General features: G+C 46.4%; 22 protein-coding genes. 8 read left to right on the top strand and 14 right to left on the bottom strand.

Annotated features, from left to right (window positions below; translation table 11 throughout):
- Positions 1 to 231 precede the first annotated feature (231 nt).
- Both QT992_RS03315 and QT992_RS03310 read right to left on the bottom strand, forming a co-directional pair.
- On the bottom strand, positions 232 to 675 hold the full coding sequence (locus QT992_RS03315) for an Hsp20/alpha crystallin family protein (RefSeq protein ID WP_333341960.1): 444 nt from the start codon (positions 673 to 675) through the stop codon (positions 232 to 234).
- Positions 676 to 928: 253 nt separating this feature from the next.
- A complete protein-coding gene (locus QT992_RS03310; protein ID WP_333155135.1) occupies positions 929 to 1,216 on the bottom strand; it encodes a hypothetical protein in 288 nt (95 codons plus the stop codon).
- A 186-nt stretch (positions 1,217 to 1,402) separates the two neighbouring features.
- Between QT992_RS03310 and QT992_RS03305 the strand changes: the two genes are divergently transcribed.
- From QT992_RS03305 to plsY, 4 genes are all read left to right on the top strand, one after another.
- Entirely contained in the window at positions 1,403 to 2,197 is a 795-nt protein-coding gene (locus QT992_RS03305; protein WP_333341962.1) for an MlaE family lipid ABC transporter permease subunit, read from the top strand.
- A gap of 63 nt (positions 2,198 to 2,260) precedes the next feature.
- A complete protein-coding gene (locus tag QT992_RS03300) occupies positions 2,261 to 2,653 on the top strand; it encodes a DUF3119 family protein (protein ID WP_333341964.1) in 393 nt (130 codons plus the stop codon).
- Between the two features lie 58 nt (positions 2,654 to 2,711).
- Entirely contained in the window at positions 2,712 to 4,043 is a 1,332-nt protein-coding gene (locus QT992_RS03295) for a DUF3086 domain-containing protein (RefSeq protein WP_333341965.1), read from the top strand.
- 113 nt (positions 4,044 to 4,156) lie between these two features.
- Positions 4,157 to 4,837: a glycerol-3-phosphate 1-O-acyltransferase PlsY gene (gene plsY / locus QT992_RS03290; protein WP_333341967.1), complete on the top strand. Its 681-nt coding sequence runs from the start codon at positions 4,157 to 4,159 to the stop codon at positions 4,835 to 4,837.
- Positions 4,838 to 4,934: 97 nt separating this feature from the next.
- Here plsY and QT992_RS03285 read toward each other — a convergent pair whose 3' ends face one another.
- Positions 4,935 to 5,720 carry a calcium-binding protein gene (locus QT992_RS03285; protein ID WP_333341969.1) on the bottom strand — a complete coding sequence of 262 codons (786 nt, stop codon included), beginning with the start codon at positions 5,718 to 5,720 and terminating at the stop codon, positions 4,935 to 4,937.
- 124 nt (positions 5,721 to 5,844) lie between these two features.
- Between QT992_RS03285 and QT992_RS03280 the strand changes: the two genes are divergently transcribed.
- Positions 5,845 to 8,295 (top strand): bifunctional serine/threonine-protein kinase/ABC transporter substrate-binding protein, encoded by a 2,451-nt coding sequence (locus QT992_RS03280; RefSeq protein WP_333341970.1) that lies wholly within the window; start codon positions 5,845 to 5,847, stop codon positions 8,293 to 8,295.
- A gap of 36 nt (positions 8,296 to 8,331) precedes the next feature.
- On the opposite strand, the gene proC is transcribed toward QT992_RS03280, so the two are convergent.
- The 7 genes from proC to der all read right to left on the bottom strand — a co-directional run bounded on the left by proC (position 8,332) and on the right by der (position 14,705).
- Complete coding sequence (proC, locus tag QT992_RS03275) at positions 8,332 to 9,177, bottom strand: pyrroline-5-carboxylate reductase (protein ID WP_333315276.1); 846 nt, start codon at positions 9,175 to 9,177, stop codon at positions 8,332 to 8,334.
- A gap of 298 nt (positions 9,178 to 9,475) precedes the next feature.
- Positions 9,476 to 10,093 (bottom strand): cell division protein SepF, encoded by a 618-nt coding sequence (locus tag QT992_RS03270; protein WP_333315277.1) that lies wholly within the window; start codon positions 10,091 to 10,093, stop codon positions 9,476 to 9,478.
- Between the two features lie 117 nt (positions 10,094 to 10,210).
- Entirely contained in the window at positions 10,211 to 10,876 is a 666-nt protein-coding gene (locus QT992_RS03265) for a YggS family pyridoxal phosphate-dependent enzyme (RefSeq protein WP_333315278.1), read from the bottom strand.
- A 72-nt stretch (positions 10,877 to 10,948) separates the two neighbouring features.
- Positions 10,949 to 11,218, bottom strand: a complete 270-nt coding sequence (gene pipX, locus QT992_RS03260; protein ID WP_006634205.1) for a transcriptional coactivator PipX — start codon at positions 11,216 to 11,218, stop codon at positions 10,949 to 10,951.
- A gap of 42 nt (positions 11,219 to 11,260) precedes the next feature.
- Positions 11,261 to 11,719, bottom strand: coding sequence for a holo-ACP synthase (gene acpS / locus QT992_RS03255; protein ID WP_333293117.1), 459 nt, complete (start codon positions 11,717 to 11,719; stop codon positions 11,261 to 11,263).
- 478 nt (positions 11,720 to 12,197) lie between these two features.
- Positions 12,198 to 13,193 (bottom strand): energy-coupling factor transporter transmembrane protein EcfT, encoded by a 996-nt coding sequence (locus QT992_RS03250; protein WP_333341973.1) that lies wholly within the window; start codon positions 13,191 to 13,193, stop codon positions 12,198 to 12,200.
- Between the two features lie 150 nt (positions 13,194 to 13,343).
- Positions 13,344 to 14,705 carry a ribosome biogenesis GTPase Der gene (der, locus tag QT992_RS03245; RefSeq protein WP_333103879.1) on the bottom strand — a complete coding sequence of 454 codons (1,362 nt, stop codon included), beginning with the start codon at positions 14,703 to 14,705 and terminating at the stop codon, positions 13,344 to 13,346.
- Positions 14,706 to 14,950: 245 nt separating this feature from the next.
- On the opposite strand from der, the gene QT992_RS03240 reads away from it, so the two are divergent.
- Positions 14,951 to 16,159: a NupC/NupG family nucleoside CNT transporter gene (locus QT992_RS03240; RefSeq protein ID WP_333376547.1), complete on the top strand. Its 1,209-nt coding sequence runs from the start codon at positions 14,951 to 14,953 to the stop codon at positions 16,157 to 16,159.
- 221 nt (positions 16,160 to 16,380) lie between these two features.
- On the top strand, positions 16,381 to 16,968 hold the full coding sequence (locus tag QT992_RS03235) for an acireductone dioxygenase (protein WP_333315283.1): 588 nt from the start codon (positions 16,381 to 16,383) through the stop codon (positions 16,966 to 16,968).
- Positions 16,969 to 17,060: 92 nt separating this feature from the next.
- Here QT992_RS03235 and QT992_RS03230 read toward each other — a convergent pair whose 3' ends face one another.
- The 4 genes from QT992_RS03230 to QT992_RS03215 form a co-directional block, all read right to left on the bottom strand.
- Positions 17,061 to 17,879 carry a hypothetical protein gene (locus QT992_RS03230; protein WP_333341977.1) on the bottom strand — a complete coding sequence of 273 codons (819 nt, stop codon included), beginning with the start codon at positions 17,877 to 17,879 and terminating at the stop codon, positions 17,061 to 17,063.
- A gap of 700 nt (positions 17,880 to 18,579) precedes the next feature.
- Positions 18,580 to 19,053: a DUF732 domain-containing protein gene (locus QT992_RS03225; protein WP_333376545.1), complete on the bottom strand. Its 474-nt coding sequence runs from the start codon at positions 19,051 to 19,053 to the stop codon at positions 18,580 to 18,582.
- A gap of 190 nt (positions 19,054 to 19,243) precedes the next feature.
- On the bottom strand, positions 19,244 to 19,858 hold the full coding sequence (locus tag QT992_RS03220) for a cupin domain-containing protein (protein ID WP_333342535.1): 615 nt from the start codon (positions 19,856 to 19,858) through the stop codon (positions 19,244 to 19,246).
- Positions 19,859 to 20,008: 150 nt separating this feature from the next.
- The gene (locus QT992_RS03215) at positions 20,009 to 20,575 is read right to left on the bottom strand and encodes a sigma-70 family RNA polymerase sigma factor (RefSeq protein WP_333342538.1); all 567 of its coding nucleotides are present in this window, start codon (positions 20,573 to 20,575) and stop codon (positions 20,009 to 20,011) included.
- 622 nt (positions 20,576 to 21,197) lie between these two features.
- Here QT992_RS03215 and QT992_RS03210 point away from each other — a divergent pair.
- Positions 21,198 to 22,412, top strand: a complete 1,215-nt coding sequence (locus QT992_RS03210; protein WP_333316464.1) for a DUF4331 domain-containing protein — start codon at positions 21,198 to 21,200, stop codon at positions 22,410 to 22,412.
- The last annotated feature ends 67 nt before the right edge of the window (positions 22,413 to 22,479 follow it).

Raw genomic sequence — 22,479 nt, 5'->3', positions numbered from 1 at the left:
GAAGGAAGAAGGAAGAAGGAAGAAGGAAGAAGGAAGAAGGAAGAAGGAAGAAGGAAGAAGGAAGAAGGAAGAAGGAAAAAGGAAAAAGGAAGGATCATTCCTCAAACTCGCAAGGCCCAATGCTTTTCGGCCCAATTATCAATTCCCAATGACCAATAATCTCTTCCCAAAACAAATAGGGGGTGCTTTGCGCCCCCCTACTAATTAACTAACTAAAGTAGGAAACAATTATTAGCCACCGATTTGAACTTTAACCACGCGGTTCTTTTCCGCTTCCGCTTTGGGCAAATTCAGGTGCAAAACTCCATTTTTGTACTCAGCTTGTACGCTGTCATTTTGAACCCGTGCGGGTAGGGGAATTACCCGGCGGAACGAACCGTAACGGAACTCAGAGCGAGTCATGCCTTTATCTTCACTCTTAGTTTCCTGACGGCGTTCGCCACTGATAGCAACAGCTTCTGCGGTTACTTGTACGTCCAAATCCTTAGCTTCCATGCCCGGAACTTCTAATTTAAGGTGGATGGCTTCAGGAGTTTCATCGAGTTCGGCGGGGGGTACAAAAGCAACACCGTTAGATGCGCGATCGGTTGCCGGTGTCAAGCTATCAAACAACCGATTCATTTCTCGTTGCAAGGAGTCCATTTCCCGCAAAGGTTCCCAACGAATAAGTGCCATAACTAATACCTCGAATTTCTTAACTTTTTAGAAGTTGAGAAACACTTCACTCAACCTGTATTTAATATATTCCAGCTCCCGAAACTGGGGGATTCGGTTTTCCGCAAAAAGACCGATCGCATTTCCGAACATTCGCGATCGGTATTGTAAAATCATCCCAGGTGCGGGTATCCGATCCAACCCGAACCCAGCAATTTTAGATTTTAGATTCGATCGAGGAATTCCCATCTAAAATCTAAAATCGAAGGTTCGATTAACTCCACCGCGAATGCTGATAAGAAGCGTAGGTATCAAACAAAGCACCCACCAAACTAAAAGTTAGACCGATAACGAAAAAACCCTGGAGGGGACAGCCGCTGCCGAAAGTAGCTAAGAACTGCAAAATCAGGTCTTCTCCCGAACGACCAACTCCTTGGAGAGCAGGCACGAAGCCAATCAGCGAAAAGCTAGTCAATCCCGCGCCGATTAACAATAAGGGGGCGACAAAGCTCAACAGGCCCGTCAGCAGTACAGAGCGAAGAAAATTGGGAAAAATGCTCATAAAAGTCAGTAAATTCAGCTAAACTGCCGAAAGGTACAAGCAAACAAAACTTGTCCTTTTCTACAATAGGCAGCGATCGCCCTCAGTGGCCGGTTCTGTCAGAAATCTTAAATGTTAGAGAAAAAACTTGTTTAAGATTTGTAGATAAATTTCATTTTTTGCAGTTGTTCTATACTCGAAATCCCCTTGAGCACCACTACATCTTCCAGCCTCAGTTTGTGGAGTCAGCGGTTGCTGGCAGCAGCTTTATTGGGTGGCCAAGTCATGCTGCACTTGCTGAAGGGCAAAATTCACCGCCGCAACACCCTCGACCAAATGGCAGCAGTCGGCCCGGAATCTCTGCTGATTGCTTTGCTGACTGCGGGTTTTGTCGGCATGGTATTTACAATTCAGGTAGCGAGGGAGTTTATTAACCTCGGTGCCGGCAATGTCGTCGGTGGCGTTTTGGCTTTGTCTTTGACGCGCGAACTCGGCCCCGTCTTAACAGCCGTAATCGTGACGGGACGGGTAGGTTCGGCTTTTGCAGCGGAAATCGGCACGATGCAGGTAACAGAACAGATAGATGCCCTGCTGATGCTCAGAACAGACCCGATCGACTATTTAGTAATTCCCCGCGTCCTTGCTTGCTGCTTGATGCTGCCAATTTTAACTATCATGTGTCTCGTCACCGGCGTCGCGGGCGGACTGCTGATTGCTACCACGATGTACGGCATCTCTCAAAGCGTGTTTTTAGAATCAGTCCGCAATTTCCTGAGTCTGTGGGATATTTGCAGCGCGGCAATTAAGGCTTTTGTATTCGGTGCTTTAATTGCTGTAATCGGCACTAGCTGGGGCTTGACAACCACCGGCGGCGCAAAAGGCGTCGGTCAATCGACTACTACGGCGGTGGTGACGGCTTTACTGGCTATTTTTATTGTGAACTTTTTCATGACTTGGCTGATGTTTCAGGGGACGGGCTCTAGCGTACTCAAAGGCTTGTAAGCTAGGAAACGGATAAAATATGAATAATTGGCAACATTCGTTTACTACCCTTGATTTAAACCCGTGACTACAACTGCCTCTTCGACTGCGCCGACAAGTACGATCGAACTCGCCCCGAGTTATGCGATTCCCCTAGTCCTGGTACTGGCGGGCCTACCGCTGCTATTCGTGCAGAAGTGGGTGAGTTTGCCACTTTCGCTGTTCGGCTTGTTTCTGATGTACCAAGCCGCCACCATCCGGCTGCAATTTACCCCAACCGATTTGGACATTTATCGATCGTCCAACTTAATCCGCCGCTTTCCTTACCGAGAATGGCAAAATTGGCGGATATTTTGGCCCGCGGTGCCGATTTTGTTCTATTTCAAAGAAATTAACAGCATTCACTTTCTGCCGGTTCTGTTCGATCGTAAAATGCTACAGACCTGCTTAGAACAGCGCTGTCCCCGTCAAGACTAAAAAAGTTGTTAATTTTTAATTTTTAACTTTTCCGTGCCCACGCCGAACAAAATTTCCCATGAATTCAGACGAATCTCCAACCCAAGAACCGCAACCACAACCAGCCGCCCCAAGCGGTGACGGCGAAGTCGATTTACCCGTGAATGAGACGGAGTACCAAGTTCTATCTCAAACACGTGATTTGTGGATCGACGAAAATGAACTGGCCGCCCAACTCCCGCCAGAAACAGACCCGCCGCTGGACGAGGAAGATGCCGAAATCGCCCAATTCGTGGACGAAGCAGGCGCAATCGCCCAAATTGGGCCCAACACCGACGATGGCGAATCAGAAAGTCCGATCGCTCAAATCGAGCCTCCCACAGACTCCCAGCCAACAGCAACCCCAGAAACGGTAACGCACATCCCAGAAAATGTTACCGAACAGTTGGCCCTGAGAGTCAAAGAATTGCAGCAGCAAGAACAAGCTTTGACTGAAAAAATTGCCGCCTTGGAAGCCGACAAAGCCAATGCTATAGAAGAGTTGGGCGCGGCTCAAGCATCGATCGGGCGTTTGGTACAAGACGGCTTGATTCAACTAGATCAGCGCAAACAAGCGCTACAAATCGAAGTAGAAAAACTAGAACGCCGGCGCGATCGAATTCAGAAGGAAATGCGAACCACTTTTGCCGGCGTTTCCCAAGATTTAGCAATTCGAGTCCAAGGTTTCAAAGACTATTTAGTAGGCAGTTTGCAGGATTTGGCCGCTACCGCCGAACTCTTAGATTTGACACCGCCGGTGCAAGAGACACCACAGCGAACTGCTGCTGAGGAGTCTCAATCCTCAGCACCGGTAAATCCCAAATTTGCCGAACAGGGATTTCAAGAACAAGCCAAACAAATTCGCCGCACCCTCGATCAATACCGCACTGTCCCCGACTACTACGGCCCGCCTTGGCAACTCCGCCGCACTTTTGAACCCATCCACGCGGAACGAGTTTCTAACTGGTTTTTCACCCAAGGAGGAAGGGGTGCTTTGCGGACTATGGGTTCGCGCTTGCAAAATATCTTGATTACTTCGACAATTATTTCTGTACTCAGAAGCGTCTACGGCGGACGGGTGCGGACTTTGGTGCTCGCCAACAGTCCCGAACGTTTGGGAGAGTGGCGCCGGGGTTTGCAGGACTGTTTGGGCATTACTCGCAGCGATTTTGGCCCGGAAAGGGGGATTATTATGTTTGAGTCTGCGGAGGCTTTGGCTCAAAAAGCCGATCGACTGGTGAAAGATGGTAAATTGCCACTAATTGTCATTGATGAAACTGAGGATTTAATTAGTTTGTCAATCCTGCAATTTCCGTTATGGCTGGCCTTTGCTGCCGATCCGCAAACTTTGACGACTGCTAAGGATTTTTGATTGGGTAATTTGTAATTGGTAATTGGTAATTAGTAATTGCTAATTGCTAATTGCTAATTATGATAGGAGAAAGGTTGTAAATTTTAAAAGTACACGAAATCTCAAATTAAAAAATGGCTAGCTGGATAATTTTAAATGGCGCATTGCTAATAGCAGCTTATCTGCTGGGATCGATTCCTACTGGGTACGCCTTGGGGAAATGGATGCTAGGAATTGATATTCGAGAGGTTGGTTCGGGTTCGACTGGTGCGACTAACGTACTGAGGACTTTGGGGAAGTGGCCGGGGTTGGGGGTTTTGTTGGTTGATGTGTTGAAGGGGGTAAGTGCGATCGTCCTAACCCGCTACATTTACTCTCTCACTTTTACCAGCCAGCTAGCAACCGCCGCAGGTTTAGAAAATACTGCAACTCTCCTCCCTTGGATGGCAACTTTGGCGGGTTTCTCGGCTGTTTTGGGCCACAGCAAATCAATCTGGCTGGGGTTTACCGGCGGTAAATCTGTGGCTACGAGTTTGGGAGTTTTGCTGGGTTTGTACTGGCCAGTTGGTTTGGGAACTTTCGGAATTTTCGGGATAGTATTTGCGGTATCGCGAATAGTTTCTTTAAGTTCGATTATCGGGGCAATTAGCGTGGCTGGATTGATGTTTGTTTTACATCAGCCGCTGGCTTATGTATTGTTTGGACTTGCGGGCGGGATATTTGTAATTGTGCGGCATCGGAGCAATATTCAGCGACTATTGAACGGTACTGAACCAAGGATTGGAGAGAAATTGGAAACAGCAGCTAGCGATTGATCGGTAGTATTTTTGTACCGCTGGTTGCAGATTACTATTTCTCTGTCCAATCTTCGATTTAAGCTTTGGTAGGAGGCTTTGCAGCGCGTTCTACAGCTTAGAATGCCTGAACCGATATAATGCTGTTTTGGAGTTGAGCCGGCGTTACACCTTCAACAAAACCTACTAAATCGCCAGAATTTCTGACTTTGATGAGAGTCCCTAAAGTCACTATTGGTGCAGGATTTAATAGTGATGGCGAGACCACGGGTTTCGCTGCTTCTGGAACGTCAAACGAGAGTAAGATTGTCACATTTGTCAAGCTTTCCAAAACTACATCGTTAACCGTCAAACCGTCTGCTAATCCAATTTTATCGAAGGCGGGTCTGAAAGCTGTAATGAAATCGACATTATTGATATTAGTCACTCCGGGTTCTGCTTGGAGGACGTATAAGTTGCTGCCTTCGATTTTGATTGAATTATTATAACCCAAACCTGCTAAAAAGTCGCGACCAAAACCTCCCACTAAAGTGTCATTTCCGTTACCGCTGGCTAATAAATCATTGCCTTTACCGCCCAATAGAATATCGTTTCCCGCACCACCTATAAGAAAATCTGCATCTTGACCCCCGTTGAGAAAATTATTTCCCTCTTCTCCAAGCATGGAGTCTCTTCCTTTTCCTCCGAATAAAGAATCGTTGCCAAAACCCCCACTGATAATATCTTCCCCCTCATTGCCAAAGATCAAATCGTTTGTTATTGCGCCATCGATTGTATCGTCACCTCCGAGCATCAAAACCCCCCCAGAGGAAATTCCTCCACTTCCGATCCGTAAATCTACATATTCGGATGTATTGTCGCCAAAGAAGCGCGACGATCCTGATGGGTCTCTTTGTAAAGCCATAAAATATTTTATCCCTAAAATCTCAGATGCCAAGATTATTAAATAAGCCACTCTCAAAATCAATTCATATATTCATAACTTTGAGTTCATAAAAGTCATAACTTTGAGTTCATAAAAGTCATATTTGTGGTACGATCGACACCAACGAGTGCAGCGAGTCGAGGGGATAGAACAATTTATGTGTCTGAATCCAGGGGATATTCTGCGCGATCGCTACCAAATTATCGGTCAATTAGGGGAGGGAGGGTTTGCCAGAACCTATACGGCTAACGACGCTTTAGGCTGCCCCGAAAATCCCCTGTGCGTCGTCAAGGAAATTAGGCCGCCTCAATCTCACGATCCCGATGTTTTGCACAGGGCACAGGTGCAATTTGAAACAGAAGCTGAATCCCTGATATCTCTGGAGAAGTGCTCGCGCATTCCCAGGTTAATCGAGCACTTTCAAGAACAGGGAAAATTTTACTTAATTCAAGAATATATTGAAGGAAATCCGCTGAACCAAGAAATCGGTTCAGGCCGGCAGTTTAGGGAATCAGATGTTAGAGATTTATTGCAGGATATTTTGTCGGTTTTAGATTTCGTCCACTCTCAAGGGATTATTCACCGGGATATTAAACCGTCAAACTTAATCCGGTGCAACCGATCCGGCAAAATTGCCGTGATTGACTTTGGGGCAGTCAAAGGTATTAGCAATTTGGCGATTCAGGGCGGTCAAATAACTCAAACTCGCGTCATCGGTACAGACGGTTATATGCCGGCCGAACAGTGGAAAAATCAGCCCAGATTTAACAGCGATATCTATGCTGTGGGAATCATCGGCATCCAAGCGATCGCAGGTTTAGATATTCAAGACTTTTTTAATGATAAAAAAACTGGGGAACTCGTCTGGCACTACTCAACTGACGATCGCCCGATGGTACAAATTAGCGAGGATCTCAAAAAAATTTTAAATAAGATGGTGCGTTATCACTTTAACGATCGCTATCAATCTGTTGCTGAAGTGTTACAGGATTTGATCTCCCTAACAGCATGGCACTCACCTGCGCCGAAACGCAGGCTGTTTTCTCGATCGATCTTTGGCTTGTTGCCATTGGCAATCGCGGGAATAACAGCGGGACTGGCTGCCCCTATTTTTTTACGCACAATTACACCTAAAACTTGTCCTTTAATCCAGGGAGATGCTTTTAGTTGCGGCGAAGAAATTCTAGTAAAAACTTCTTCGCCTCGCTTAAAGCAAAGGGGAGTTGAGGAGTTTGCCAAATCTAATTATCAATCGGCTTTTAATTTATTTAAAAAATCTTGGAACGAAGAAGACAGCATCGATCCCGAAACTTTAATTTACATAAACAATGCTTTTTTAACAAGTAAAAATGCTGATTATTACACAATGGCTGTTGCCGTTCCCATCCTGACAAATCAGGATGGTTCTGTAATTAATGCAGATTCGGCCAAAGAACTTTTGCGCGGCGTTGCCCAAGCCCAAACCGAAGTTAATTTAGGATTAATCGCTGCTACTGAGAGTCATCAAAACTTTCCCGGTCAAAGCTTTCTCGAAGCCAAAGCTATTAACGGAAAAGGTCTGAGAGTCATCATTGCTGACGATGCGAATCTCAAAACAGAGGCCATTCAAACAGCAAATGCACTGGTTAAACAGCCGGATGTTTTAGGAGTAGTCGGTCACTATGCCAGCGAAATTACCCTATCAGCGGTAGATATTTATGACCAAAATAACCTCGTGCTGATTTCTCCCGGAAGCACAACGCAAGAACTGACAGAAAAGCATCGGAAAATTTTCTTTCGCACATCCTATTCGAGTCGGTTTGCATCTCAAACTTTAGCAAAGTATCTGCGGTCCGCAGGCAAAAATCAAGCGACAGTTTTATACAATCCCGGCAGTTCGTCTGGTTCTTATTTTACACAAGCTTTCAAACGGCAGTTTCAAGATGACAAAAAAGCAAAAATAGTCAGAATTCGCAACTTTGATTTATCCAAAAATGAATTCAACGCTCAAACAGCTTTAAATGAAATCCAGCGCCAAGGAGAAACCGCGATCGTGTTATCTCCAGACGGTCAAATTACTAATTCATTAAATAACGCGATCGCATTAGTTAAAGCCAACCGCGATCGCAATTGGATAGCCGGAATTTGGGTACTCTACAAGTGGAGAACTTTGGAAGCCGTATCTCAGTTAAAATCTTTTGAAAAACTAATCGTGTCTGTCCCCTGGCATCCCTTAAGCAGTGTTAATAAAAAATTTCCTCAACAGGCTCAAAAGCTGTGGGGAGGAACGGTAAATACCGATACAGCCTTAGCTTACGATGCAACTATTGCACTGATTAAGGCAATGGAAATGCAGCAGCAACCTAGCCGCAGAGGAATGCAAAAAACGCTTTCTCTTCCGAATTTTATTGTGGAAGGAGGAACAGGAACTATTCAGTTTGGAAAGAATGGCGATCGCAAAAATCCCCCCAGCGAATTGGTGCATATTGTCAAGTGTCGAAAAGAACAGTTTGGTGTAGCTTTTGTTCCCGTCAAATATCCGACGGCAAAAGCGGCAGGTTTAAAGTGCGATTGAACTCATTTGTGATAGTTTCTGTGCGTTATTCCTGACTTATTTGCCCAATTCTTGAGAACGCAAACAAGCTGCTTTCACTGCTTCGATCAGCGCAGAACGAAAGCCGTTACTCTCTAATTTAGCAATTCCCGCAATAGTCGTGCCGCCGGGACTTGTAACTTGATCTTTCAATTGTGCTGGGTGCATTCCCGTTTCTTGCATTAGCTTCGCCGTACCGAATACTGTTTGTAAAGCTAATTGAGAGGCGATCGCCCGTGGCAAACCAGCACAAACTCCGCCATCTGTCAAGGCCTCTATCAAAATTGCTACATAACCAGGCCCGGAACCCGAAAGCCCTGTCACCGCATCCAGCATACTCTCAGGTACTTCTACCACTTCTCCCACGGCCTGAAAGATGCGCTTTACCAATTCTAAATCAGCCGGTTGAACAAGTTTTCCCGGAGCGATCGCGCTCATTCCCGCCCCTACTGTTGCTGGAGTATTCGGCATCACCCGCAGCACTCCCCGCCCGGGAAACGCCGGTTCTAGCTTGCTCAGTGGCACTCCTGCCAAAATCGACACTACCAGCGCTTCTGGCTGGGAATTAGCCGTTTCTCCATTATTTCCCTGTTTGCGATCGGCCGCCACTGCCAACTCCAAAGCTACCGTATCAAAAACTTGCGGTTTAATCGCCAAAAACAGCACTTCTGTAGCCGCAGCAACTTCTAGATTGCTGGCTGTTGTTCCAATCCCGTAGGTTTCAGTCAAAAATTGGCGGCGTTGAAGTTGTGGGTCGCTCACCAAGATTTCTGAAGGCAAATAAACTTTTTGTGCAATTAAGCGGGATAAGAGAGCTTCTCCCATTACCCCGCCGCCGATCGTACCAAATTTTATGTTAGTCATTAGTCATTAGTCATTAGTCATTAGTCATTAGTCATTAGTCTACAGTGCTACCTTGTAGGGTGCGTCGCCCGCAACAATCTACAAGTTTTATCGAACATCTCAAAGCGACGCACCTTACTATTTTATGCTAGTCATTAGTTATTAGTTGCCATTAGTTATCAGTCAACTGCCTTAGCTAAGAGTTAAGAACCCAGAACTAAGGAATACAAAATTCAGGATCTGGCTAGTTAAAAGCTTACTGGCTAATAACTAAAGACTAAAGACAGATGACTAATGACTAATAACTGCTGACTAATAACTACTGAGCGATGGGAGCTTGTTCTGCAGGCCAGACTGTGGGTGCAGGAGCAGCAGCACGAGGGCGTCCTTGAGCAGGAGGCACTTCGTGAACCACACCAGACTGAGTTCTCACCTGCACGCAGCTAGGCGTAAACAAGAAAATACTTTCGCCAATTCGCTCTTGATGACCGTCAAGGGCATAAGTACCGCCCGCCACAAAGTCCACAGCTCTTTGCGCTTGGTCTGGGTCCATCACCGTCAGGTTCAAAACCACAGACTTCCGTTCCTTAAGGGCTCGAATTGCTGCCGGCATCTCTTCAAAAGTGCGCGGCTCCATTACTACTACTTCCGAAATCCCGTTCATAGCTCCAGGCATTCCAATCACGTTATTCATTACTGACCCTACTCCCCCGGTTGGTGCAACGACATCCATACCTGTCGATCCTACTACTGACCGCTCTCGCATTCTACGATTTTGACGACGTTCTTCTTCGGCTGCTGCGACGGCAGCGGGGTTGGGTTCAGGCGCTTGGTAAAAGTTCTGATACCGCTCCCCTTCAGTTTCGTCGTATACGTCATCGTACTCAGGCTCATTGTTGATGCCTACAAAATCTCGCAGTTTAGAAAAAATATTCATGATTTACGCTCCTTCACGACTTTGCTGCCCCGACTATACTCGCGTTGCGCGTTAGTCGCGGGTGGCTGACTATTCTATATTTAACCCAAATTGTCTTTATCAGAAGATTTCAATTATTTATCCCCTCCTAGAGCCAAATAAGGTTTGTCCTAGCCGTACCATAGTAGCACCTGCTTGAATTGCCAAATGATAATCTCCCGACATCCCCATCGAGAGCTGGTGCATTTGAATGCAGGGCAAATTTTGCTGCTGGATTTTCTGTGCAAGTTCGCGGGTGCTGTTAAATAATTCTAGGATTTGGGAGTCATCTAATCCCAGCGGAGGAATTGTCATCAAACCTTGAATTTTGATATGCTGACATTTGTTGAGTTCTGGAAGGTCGGCAAGCAGTTCTGGAACGCTCCAGCCGTATTTGTCCGGGTCGGGCAACATTTTGACTTGCAGGCAGACTTGGGGAGAGCAGGACATTTCCCCCGCCAAGCGCGAAAGTCGCTGAGCGAGTTTTAAATTGTCGAGAGAGTGAATCCACTGGAAATGCTCTAGGGCCTTGGCAGCTTTGTTGGCTTGCAAGTGGCCGATCAAGTGCCAGTTGATATCCGGCAAATCTTGCAGTTGGCTTTGTTTTTCTGCAGTCTCTTGAACCTTACTCTCGCCAAAATCCCGGATACCGGCCTCGTATGCTTCGCGGATAGCATCAGTCGGTACCTGTTTGGTAACGGCAATTAACCGCACTGATTGGGGCAAGTGTTGGCGAATGCTGTTAATTCGAGAGGCTATGGTCATGGGTGCTCAACGCTCTTGACGGGAGGGAAGGAAAATTAAGACAGTTACCAATTACCAAATTACTGATTTTCGTTATTGAAATGTGCGCTGGTGAATGGTCTGCAATTGGTCGTACTCCTGATATTGACCGCTGCGACGCAGGGTTCGCAGGCGAATTTCGACCATGAGGCGAGCGTCGGAGCGGCTGATTGGTTCAAATCTCAGCCCGCCAGGGCCGTTTGTCACCAAAAAAAACAGGCGTTGGGCGTATAGGGTGGTAAATAATTCTTGGCTGTCTTCAACCTGGGATACCCTGAAGAGGAGGCCAAAGTTGGGATGATTCAGGTAAGTTTCGGTAGTCATTAACGCTCACAATCTATCAATTTTAGATTAAAGATTTCGATTTTAGATTTTAGTTTCGCTCGATCGCCCGACGGCGTTGTTTGACGGCGGGGTACAAAGGGCGATCGCCGTAGCCGTGCAATAGTCTCCGTCGTGGCTGAGGCTTAATTGCCACTGGCAATTTCCCCAAACAGAGGCTTGTGCTGCTGCGGTTCCGTGCAGTTGCACATTTGGAGCACCGTTTTCGGAGCGCCGAATTTCCACATCTGCATACCGTATTCCCCGCCATCCCGTGCCTAGAGCTTTGACAACGGCTTCTTTTGCTGCCCAGCGGCCCGCTAGCTGGTTGCAGGAAACTCGATTCATTTTACCTTTAATGCTGCTGTGTTGAGAATTTAGTTGCCCGCAATCCCTTTGTTCGGCGGGCGTGTAAACTTTTTCGAGGAAGCGATCGCCAAACCGGTCTAATGCGGCTTGAATGCGCGGAACATATACGATATCTGTCCCAAGATAGATGTTCAAGGTCTTGGTTCTCTAAATATTTGTCTCCATTACTTTAGCAGGACTGTCGCGCACCAGACAAAATTTACTCAAATGTCAATACGGTTCAGTTAAGGAAAATTGTAGCGAAAATGTTGGGTTTCGTTCCTCAACCCAACCTACGCACGATCGGTTTTTTTAGCACTAACCCAAGCGTATTGACTCAAATGTATGTCCGTGCTTCAAAGCCCGCTCGAATCTTTCCTTCCCAATTCTTCAATCTCAAATCTAATCAATCTAAAATCTAAAAACTAAAATATAAAATCGCAACATCTGTCCCAAGATAGATGTTCAAGGTATTGGTTCTCTAAATATTTGTCTCCATTACTTTAGCAGGACTGTCGCGTACCAGACAAAATTTACTCAAATGTAGGCCCGTGTTCCAAACCCCGATCGAATCAGTCATTCCCAATTCTTCAAAATTCTTCAATCTAAAATCTAAAATCTAAAATCTAAAATCTTAACTGTCCCACCCCCAAACAAAGCGGGCGCTCCAGAGGAGGAGCAAGCAGCCGAGGGCGATCCAGTCTCGGATTTTCAATTGCAACTGGTGCCATTCTACACGGTGTCGATCGGGACTGGTGAAGCCGCGAACTTTCATGGCGCTGGCTATTTGTTCAGCTCGCAAAAGCAAGTTTTCTAACAGCCGCTCAGCTATCATCAACCACACTTGAGCGGCGCTGCGAAATCCGAGTTTTTTCCAGTTTATCGCTCTGGTTCTGACCGATCGCACTAAATTTTGTATTTCTTCCAATACTAGGGGAATGAATCGCAAAGATAAAGTTAATGTTAAGGCTATTTCGGTAATAGGCCAGTTCAAGCGGCGCAAGGGCTGCATTAAGTTTTCAAGGGCGGCGGTAATTTCTTCGCTGGCTGTGGTGAGAAGGTAGAGGTTGGTGCTGTAAATTATTGTGAAAAATAGGGTGCTGACGTTGATAGCTAAATCTAGGGATTTGCGGGTGATTTTAATCGGGCCTTGTTTGAATACAACGTAACGGTAGTTTGTAGGTTGGGGGAGTTGATTTGGGCTTTGGGCTTTGGTATTGGGGATTGGGGAGTTTGAGCCTAAGTTAAAAGGTTTGTACCAGGGTTTTGGTTGGGGCGGGGGTGGAAGAGTTGCGGGCTGTTGGGAAAAGGTTAATTCGTCGGCGGGGATGCGGGGCTGGTGTTCTGCAGGGAGTCCGTCGGGGGCGATCGCGCTGAGGCAAAATAGTAATAGGCAGAATAGCAGCAGAAGTCCCATTTGCTGTTTCCACACGCGCCAGGGAATTGCTGCTGTTAGTGTCAGTACGATTAACATTCCTACTAGCATGAACCGCCAGATGGGATTGGCGAGTATGGGCGCAATCAGAAATGTCATCAACCAGGCTAGTTTTACGCGGGAGTCTAGCCGGTGAAGCCAGGTTACTGGTTGTTCTAGGTATAGTCCTATGGGGAGCGAGCGCAATAAATCCATTTTGTCGATTTTAGATTTTTAATAATATAAATTTATTGAACCGCGAAGACGCAAAGGACGCCAAGGAAGAGAAAGAAGGAATAGAAAAGAAAGAAACGCAATTTGCTTTGATTATTAAACTGCGTTTTTTCTTTAATCTAAAATCAAAAATTACTTGACGCGCAGTGCTCTGTTTGTTGTGCTCATTTCGGTGGCACGAACTTTTTTGCCTCTCCAAAGTAGCCGCATTGGTGTACCGGTAAAGCCGAGGTGTTTGCGGAATTGGCTTTCCATGTAGCGGCGGTAATTTTCGGTGAAGCGTTTGGGATCGTTGACGAATAGGGCGATTGTCGGTGGCTGCGATCGCACTTGAGTACCGTAATAGATTTTGCCTTGTTTTCCTTGGCGGGTAACTGGGGCTGAGTGCCAGGTTGTGGCTTCTTCTATGACTTCGTTAATCACGGCGGTAGTGACGCGGCGCTTGTGTTCGTCGGAGGCTTTGTCTACTAATTCAATGATTTTTTCAACTCGCTGTCCACTCATGGCGCTAACAAAAATCATTTCTGCCCAGTCGAGGAAATAAAGTCGGGTTCTGACTTCTCTTTCGTACTCGTATATTGTGTCGGAGTCTTTTTCTACGGCGTCCCATTTGTTGACGACTATGATGCAGGCTCGACCTTCTTGGCTGATGCGATCGGCTAATTTTTGGTCTTGATCCGTAACGCCGTCTATTGCGTCAATTACTAATAGTATGACGTTGGCGCGGCGGATGGCTTTGAAAGCGCGGTTGATGCCGAAAAATTCTGCGCCGTATTCGACGTTTTTCTTTTTCCGAATTCCGGCGGTGTCGATCAGGCGGTAGGTTTTACCGTTCCGTTCTACTAAGGTGTCGATCGCGTCGCGGGTTGTGCCGGAAATCGGGCTGACTATGGCGCGGTTTTCTCCGAGAAATGCGTTTAACAAACTCGATTTGCCGACGTTGGGACGACCGATAATTGCTACTTTAATTTCCTCAACTTCTGGTAATACTTCCGTGGGAAGATAAGTAATTAATTTGTCAAGCAATTCCCCGGTGCCGTTGCCGTGAATGCCGGAAACTGGGAAAGGTTCTCCGAGCCCCAATTGCCAAAAGTCTGCTGCTTGGGTGAGTCCTGTATTTTCCGATTCGCATTTGTTGACTGCGAGAATGACTGGGACTTTTTGCAGTCTCAGCCAAGATGCGATCGATTCGTCGCCGCCGGTGAGCCCGGTTTTTCCGTCAACTACGAAAATGGCTGCGCTGGCTTCTGCGAGGGCCGCCATTGCTTGTTCGCGAATTAAAGGCAGAAATTCTGTCTCGTCGTCGAATACTAGCCCGCCGGTGTCTACGACTTGATATTCCCGATCGCCCCAGTATGCTGGTCTGTAAGTGCGATCGCGCGTGATTCCCGGTTCGTCGTGGACGATCGCGTCTTGGGTGTTGGCTAAACGGTTGACGAGCGTCGATTTGCCTACATTGGGGCGTCCAATAATAGCAACTATAGGTAGAGACATAAAAGTAGCAGCAATAAGGCTGCGCCGTGATTTTGAGGTTTAGCCTTTTATTGTAAGCGAAGCTGGCTGATATTGTATGCGATCGGGCTGCATCGTGTATTATACGCCCTCCGGGGCTGTGCTGCCCGCGCCGCGAACTCATGGCGACCTCTGGAAACGAGATAAAGAAGGCTCGGACTGTTAATCTGGATTACCAGAGCCTGGTAACGATAAATGCTTGCTGCACCTTCTCTAAAAATTGCTAAATGGAACGACTTATTTCTGTATTCGGGTTAGCTGTTTTTGTCGGTTTGTCCTACGTCTTTTCAGTCGATCGGCGCGCTGTCAAGTGGCCGCCCGTATTGTGGGGAATTGCTTTACAGCTAATTTTTGCTATTTTGATTCTCAAAACTGCTCCGGGTTTGGCTGTCTTTAAATTTTTGGGAGATGTGGTGACGCAGTTTCTCAATTTTTCTGATGCGGGAGCAAAGTTTATATTTGGAGATAATTTTGCAGAACACTTTATCGCTTTTAAAGTGCTGCCGACAATCATTTTTTTCTCTTCCTTTATCACCCTACTTTATCACTACGGCATTTTGCAGCGAGTTGTGCAAGCAGTGGCATGGTTGATGATTAAAACCATGAAAACTTCTGGTGCAGAAACGCTTTCTTGTGCTGCGAATATCTTTATCGGGCAAACGGAAGCTCCTTTGTTAATTAAACCTTATTTGGCGGCGATGACGCTCTCGGAACTCCATGCTGTCATGACGGGAGGATTTGCCACAATTGCCGGCGGAGTCATGGCAGCTTATATTTCTTTTGGAGTACCGGCTCAACATTTAATTGCGGCGTCGGTGATGTCTGCACCAGCAGCTTTGGCTATTTCTAAATTGCTGTACCCAGAAACTGAAAAGTCGCTGACTGCTGGGGAGGTGGAGGTGAAGGTGGAACAGGTTTATGCTAATGCGGTGGATGCGGCGGCTTCGGGTGCTAGCGACGGGTTGAAGTTAGCGGCGAATGTGGCTGCTATGCTGATTGCTTTTTTGGGTTTGTTGGCTTTTTTTAATGCGCTTTTGGGGTGGTTTGGAGGGCTAATTAGTTTGCCTCAGTTGTCGCTCGAATTAATTTTAGCTTATTTGATGGCTCCGGTTGCTTGGCTGATGGGGGTGCCTTGGGCTGATTGTGCAGAAGTGGGGATTGTTTTGGGAAAAAAAACGATTTTGAATGAGTTTATTGCTTATTTAGATTTGATGGAATTGGTGAAACAACAGGCGATTTCTGAACGATCGCAAATTATCTCGACTTATGCTTTGTGCGGGTTTTCTAACATTGGTTCGATCGGGATTCAGATTGGGGGAATTGGCGCGATGGCCCCGCAGCGGCAAGGCGATTTGGCTAGGTTGGGCGTGAGGGCGATGATTGCTGGGTCTTTGGCTTGTTTTATGACTGCTTGTATCGCGGGGATGCTGATTTGAAAGTTGTGAGTTTTTAGTTAAGCTGTGCGGTGCTTATGGTGCACCTTACATTAACTCCAGTAAATCTTATTAAATAAAAGTTAAAAAACCCACCAAATTATTTGATGAGTGGTATTACTTTGATCATTGGCGAGGCAGGAGATGGAATTTTAGCGATCGGCTATTATTGAAAACAAGCAGGAGTTTAGTTTTTGACGAAAGCTTAAAACAGCAGCTTAAAAATGGAAACTAAATTTCCCTCAAAGCTCAACACATTAGGTGGTAATATGGCTGTTCTGCAACTAGAAGACGGTAGAACATATACGGATATCCGGGCGATCGCCAGTCAACTGGCAGTTTTAAATATTGAGATCGATTCCCTGCCCGCCAACGAAAATCCGGCGTTTCAAGAACTGCTAGTTCAAGACATTCTCAATGTAACAGAAAAACAGCAGATTCTCGCAGCCTATAATAGCGAGTTTGAACAGTTTAAGCGCGCCAGCGGATATCGGTGGTGCGACTTAAAAGTGCTGCATCCAGGTTCGCAGCAGATTTACGCGCTGATGACTCAAAGCGATCGCACTCACACCCACACAGATGCAGAAGTTCTTCACATTTTAGCTGGGGAATGCGTTTTTGGGTTTGTGTATTCTAACGGCTCTCAGGTACAATTAATGCTGCAAGCTGAAGAATACATTAAAGTGCCTGCCAATACCGAACATTGGTTTTATCTCACTCCCTCGCTCTACTTGAAAGCCTTGCAGTATTACACCACTGCTCAAGGCTGGGTTCCTCAGTATACTAACCGGAAACTAAAAATTAAAAACTAAATGTAGGGTGCGCTTCGGCGCACCTTCCTTTATCAAAATAGGCGATTGAAATGGCGACAATACAAACAAAGTCTCTCTCTAAAAGACGAAGATTAAATGCTTTCTACTTCATTAGGTGCGGCCATTTCAATTTCTTCGCAACGCTGCAAAAGCGCTTCTATTTCCTGAGCTAAAAAAATCACTTCCTGCCAAGAAGAACCGTTGATTAAATCTTGAGCGTGAGCTAATTTGTTTCTCAATGCCTCTGCTGACTTTAAAAAACGCTCCCCGTAGCGTTTGGATTTGAGCCCCAGCCGATCGACTATTTCAGCCGAACTCAGGATTAAATCTCGCTTGTCGCAGAATTGCAGGTAATCGATTAAGTCAATTGCTTCATTTCGCGATCGCCCCAATTCCCAAAGGTGTTTTGCCGCTAAAATGCGATCGCCCTTCAGGAATTTCTGCCAAGAATCTTGGGGAAAGTAAATCCGCACGATCCGCAATAAATTCATTTCGAGAAGTGTCACCAATCCAAACAGCAGCATCCGCACCGGTGCTTTTTGTAAATCGCCACAGGTAACGATCCCGTCGATCCTGTTGCTTTCTAATACAAATAATCTGGGTTTTTCTCGCAGCAGCGGCAGCAATTCCATCAAAGGAGTCGAAGCGGCAATTAATTGTGAGGGGTGAAAAATTTGCTGGTAGTCGCTGCACTTACCTGTCATTAAGTGCGATCGTTCTACATAGCCGCAAACCGTGCCATTTTCTTCGATACCGAGCACGTCAAAATCGCGGGCCTCCATCCACGATCGCAATTTGGCTGCGTCTTCGCAAGCGGGGACAGCTTTCAGCGGTTCCGCGAGGTATTTAACTGTAATGCTGTCTTTGAATAAATCCCGCAAGTCGGCGGAACTAGATTTTAAATGTTTCATCAGAAAATTGGGTAGAAACCTCGTCCTTTTAGGACGGCTTTATATTACAATATAATTGGTCAACGACCCACCCGAGACGATGGATCAAACAGCCTATACGAGCGAAGTTCAGCCCGAGGTGCTGGCGGCGAAGCAAAATCGGTAGACCGGGATGCATAGGATAGGGCAATGGTAAACATCCCTAGAATCAAAACAGGAGAAGAATTCCGTTTGGTATTCGATACGTAAAAACCGCTTTCTCTTGCGGGGTTAGTGCGCGAGAGCGAACATAAGACCAAATCTCTTTTAGGGTGGAGGCAGTTGCGAAGAAGCAGAAATTCAAATCGTGAGGTTTGGGAATCCCCGTCCGCGACGGTCGGGGTGGATGTCAACTCATGTCCGGTAATTTCATGGATCGTTGCCCGACAAAATGACAATTAATATTTTAACTACAAGTAAAGACGCCGCATTACCGTGGGAGAATCTCAGTTTTGTAAAAAGCGTTTTTTAGGAGTGCGATCGTCCCCCTTGCAGGGAGCATCTCAGTTTTGCATTTACAGTGCGAGCGTCCCCGCTCGCGTATTGTACAATACGCGAGCGGGGACGCTCGCACTACAATAAAAAAAATGCTTTTTACAAAACTGAGATGCTCCCCCCCTTGCACTCCTGTAAAATCCAAACTGAGATGCAGCCTTACCGTGTCCCTACAGATTTCATGATATTACTTACTGGCTAATTCCGGGCAATAATGATTGGCGGCAAGGGTGGTAATAATATCGGCATCCGCAAGAAAACTTTCTTTGGCAGTTGGATTTTCGATACTGACAGCTTGCCCGATCGCTCTTAATTTAACTTCCGGCAGAGAAACTCCCGATTTTGCTTCCGCACACATTCTTTTAGCGGCCGCAATTTTTTGACCAGGGGCCCTTTGGATTGCTTGCAGTAAATTGTCCGTTGCTTCGGGAGAGTAGCTTTTTGCTAAGCGTTTATAGTCTTCGAGAAATTTCCCATCGTTTCCTGTCAGCTTAATGTCGGATTCTTGGGGCGAACACAACAAATTTAAGTTAATTACTTCTCCCACTGAATTAACAAGAAAACATCCTTCGCGTTCTTGGGCGATCGCGCTTTGGTTGCTGGGGACAAATTGTATAATAACGGCGGACAGAACAGCAGTTAAACGCGAGTAATTTAGCATGGAATTACGTGATATATTTAGCATTTCTAACCGCCGAATGCTGAGCAATGCGGGTGTTCTTGAGTTAGAGCGTGTCCGGTAAATTAAGCGAAATAATTGTAGGGGCGGGTTTCACCAACCATCTATACTTATAACTAAAAATCTACATAAACCCGCCCTCCAAGCTGTCGGCAATTTAACAAAAATAATATCAGACGAACATTTCGTTGTCTAGGGAAGTTTTCATTAACAGCAAACATCCCCCTTGTGTGAGGGGCGAATGTGTGGAACCGGGAACCGATCGAATGTAGTCGCCTTGATGGCAAATTTCCCCTTCTACAATTAAGTCTCCTTCTAATACAAGCACTTCCTCCGAGGCAGCGTGTCGGTGCAGGGGAAATGTTACTCCAGGTTCTAGTCGCATCAAGCAGGTAATTTCGCGCTTTTGTTTGTCAATATAAAGCTTGCCAAACGAAAGTCCCGGAACTCCATAAGATTTCCATTTGACATCGTGCGATCGCACTATTAAAGATGGAGTATTGTTCTGGGTTGGGGAAGTAACAATTGGCTTGATATTGGCTGATTCTGCCGGGGTTGGCGGCAGTTCGGCTATACGCTGGAACAGGCGGTTTTTGAGGTCGGGGGCGACAGGAACTGGGGGGGCTGTGTAGGCGATCGCGGCAATTGTGGATTCCAAAGCAGCTAATTCACTTGTAAGTTCTGGGGACTCTTTCAATTTCTCTGCAAATGCGCCGCGTTCTGACTCGTCGAGGGTATCGAGAGCTTGAAGGGCTGCAAGGATATTAAACTCCTCGTCTGGCATCATTTCCATCTGTTTTCCGCCATTAATTGTAATTCAGCCTAGGTTGATTTTAAACTTGAAATTGGTCTGCAGCCCTCGCACTCAAGATGGATGATTGGAGATGCCACAACTTTAGATTAATGTTAAACAACTTAAATTTTGTTTTTTGACTATCTAAAATTCTTCGCTCAAAGCTTGACGCAATTTGGAAAGACCCAATCGAATTCTGGTTTTGATTGTACCTGTCGGGATACCAGTTTTAGCTGCGATCGCCGCGCAAGTCAGCCCTTGGTAGTAAGCGAGTTCGATCGCCTGTTGCTGTTCCTTTGGCAGTTTTTCTAAGGCCGCTTTGACTTGTTCCCTGCGTTCTTTAAACATTGCATCTTCCATCGGTTCTGCAACGCTAGAGATTGGTACTTTAGCCTCTTCCAGACAAGCTTCAGCAGCCCGAACTGTTCGCTGCACAGCTCGCAGCCGATCGAGGGAACGACTGCGGGTAAGCATGAACAACCAAGTATCTGCTCGACTGCGAGAAGGATCGTAAGTTGCTGCTTTTTGCCAAATTTGGGAAAAAACATCGAGTACCACTTCTTCAGCTTCTTCTACCGAACCCAGGATTTTGTAAGCGAGAGCGTAACTTGGGCGACCGTAGCGATCGTAAAGTTTAGCTAATGCCGTTTGGTCTTTCCGGGCAATCTGCACTAAAAGCAGCGATTCATCGCCTGACTTCTGGCCTGTCATCTCAGTGTACCGAAAATTTTTGTTTTGACTGCACAGATCCAAAATTAAAAATTCGGCGTATATCCCTACAGAACATAATTGTAAGTTTGAAGTTGGGGCTACCAGCTAGAGTAGGCCTTTTCGGGCTAATTTTGTCGTGCTTTGAATTGTAAAAATCCCAAGTCCTCTTGAATTTTACCACCGAATTAGTGATTTTTTTGAGACTTAGCAATCCGCTTTATGCAGAACGAAGAAATGCCCGGAGCCTGAACACTCAAAACAGCGCCATTCACTCGTTCCCAAGCTTTGTTCGATCGCTCCCAAGAACAGCCTGGGAACCCCTATAAGCGAGGCTCTGGCTCCACTCGAACGAGGGAAGCCGTGTCTGGGAGCAGGCATTCCCAAGCCTAGTGCGGGAACGAGTAAATCCTCAATTACCCACTTTTTTACAGAAATTAGTCTGGCAGCACAGATCCAAAATTGCCAAACCTTCGTATACCACCAATAGGAGAAGGCTCAGCAACAGCGCCAAAGCCCGACAGGTTGACAGATTGCAACCTGTTGCTACAAAAGTAAAACCCGCGAAGGCGGGTTATTTACCATTGATTTGTGCAAAAAATTCATTGAAATAAAGGTGCTAACTGTGAAGCTCACAAAAAAAATTCGCCGAACCATACTAGCTATTGAAGTAGCTCTAATTGCTCTATTAACTCCAGGGATAATTGTCGCTTCTGACCACGACGACGGCGAAGTAGATATCAAAGGTCGCGCGGTCAATTTAACTGACCTATATGTATATCGCGAAAAAGACCAAAACTCCGGTGCTGCGGACGGGGATTTAGTATTTACCATGAATTCAAATCCCAGGTCTGTCGCCCGTTATCAATATTATTTCAGCACTACAGCCCTCTACCAATTTCACATCACCCAGGTAGGTGACGTGAATTCTACACCTACTGGACGTTCGGATATTATCTTGCGGTTTGCCTTCAGTCCGCCTAACAATAGAGGTATGCAAGCGGTAGCTGTAACTGTTGTTCGCGGTGGCTCGGAGACTGTTGCTAAGACTACTGTTAACGGCGGGCTAATTGCTACAACTCCGCTGAATTCTAATGCTGTTTTGAATACAGTACCTGTGGGCGGTTCTAACTTGACTGTATTTGCGGGTTTACGCGAAGACCCGTTTTTCTTTGATGTGGAACAATTTTTCCGAGTTCGCGCCGCAGCTTTGGGAACAGGGCCGCGCACTGCTTTTAAAGAACCGAGTCAAGCGATCGACTTTACTAAAGGTTACAACGTCAATACAATTGCTGTGCGCGTTCCGAAAGCGTTCTTGCAAGCAGGAACAGGGGCCAATACTTTTGATGTTTGGTCAACAGTTTCGATCCGGGATGGAGCGGGCGGTTTTAAACAATTCGAGCGTTTGGCAAGACCTGCAATTAATGAGGGTTTGATAGTTACTCCCGCTTATCTGGAAGCATTCAATAATATTCCTCCGAGATCGGATTTGAGCGCTGCTGCTGCTCCGGTGCGTCAGGAAGCTGTTGCTACTTTGAATGCTGTGGATCTTTTGGACGGTCGGGATAATGTCGATCCAAATGCGATCGCCGGAGCTTTCTTACCCGATGTCATGCGGATCGATACCACAAAAACCAGCGGCTACGCTAGCGCTACCAATGCTCAAGGAAGCTTGATCGGAGGTCGTATGCTGATGGACGACGTTATTGATATCACTCTGGGAGCTTTGGTGGGTTCTCCGGTTGGGGATAACGTTTCATATAACGGAACTCCGGGAAATCCGGCTCAAGGACACAAACCTTTAGAACCGACTTTTCCTTATTTGGCTTTGCCTAATTAATAGTGCCAGCGTCCCGCGAGCGAGTGTTTATCGCGAGCGGGGACGCTCGCACTGAGCGGGACAGGAC

It is taken from the genome of Microcoleus sp. T3_D1 (assembly GCF_036700405.1).
Lineage (GTDB): Bacteria > Cyanobacteriota > Cyanobacteriia > Cyanobacteriales > Microcoleaceae > Microcoleus.
The sequence above is the reverse complement of the archived record's forward strand: the minus strand, read 5'-3'. Positions and strand labels throughout refer to the sequence as shown.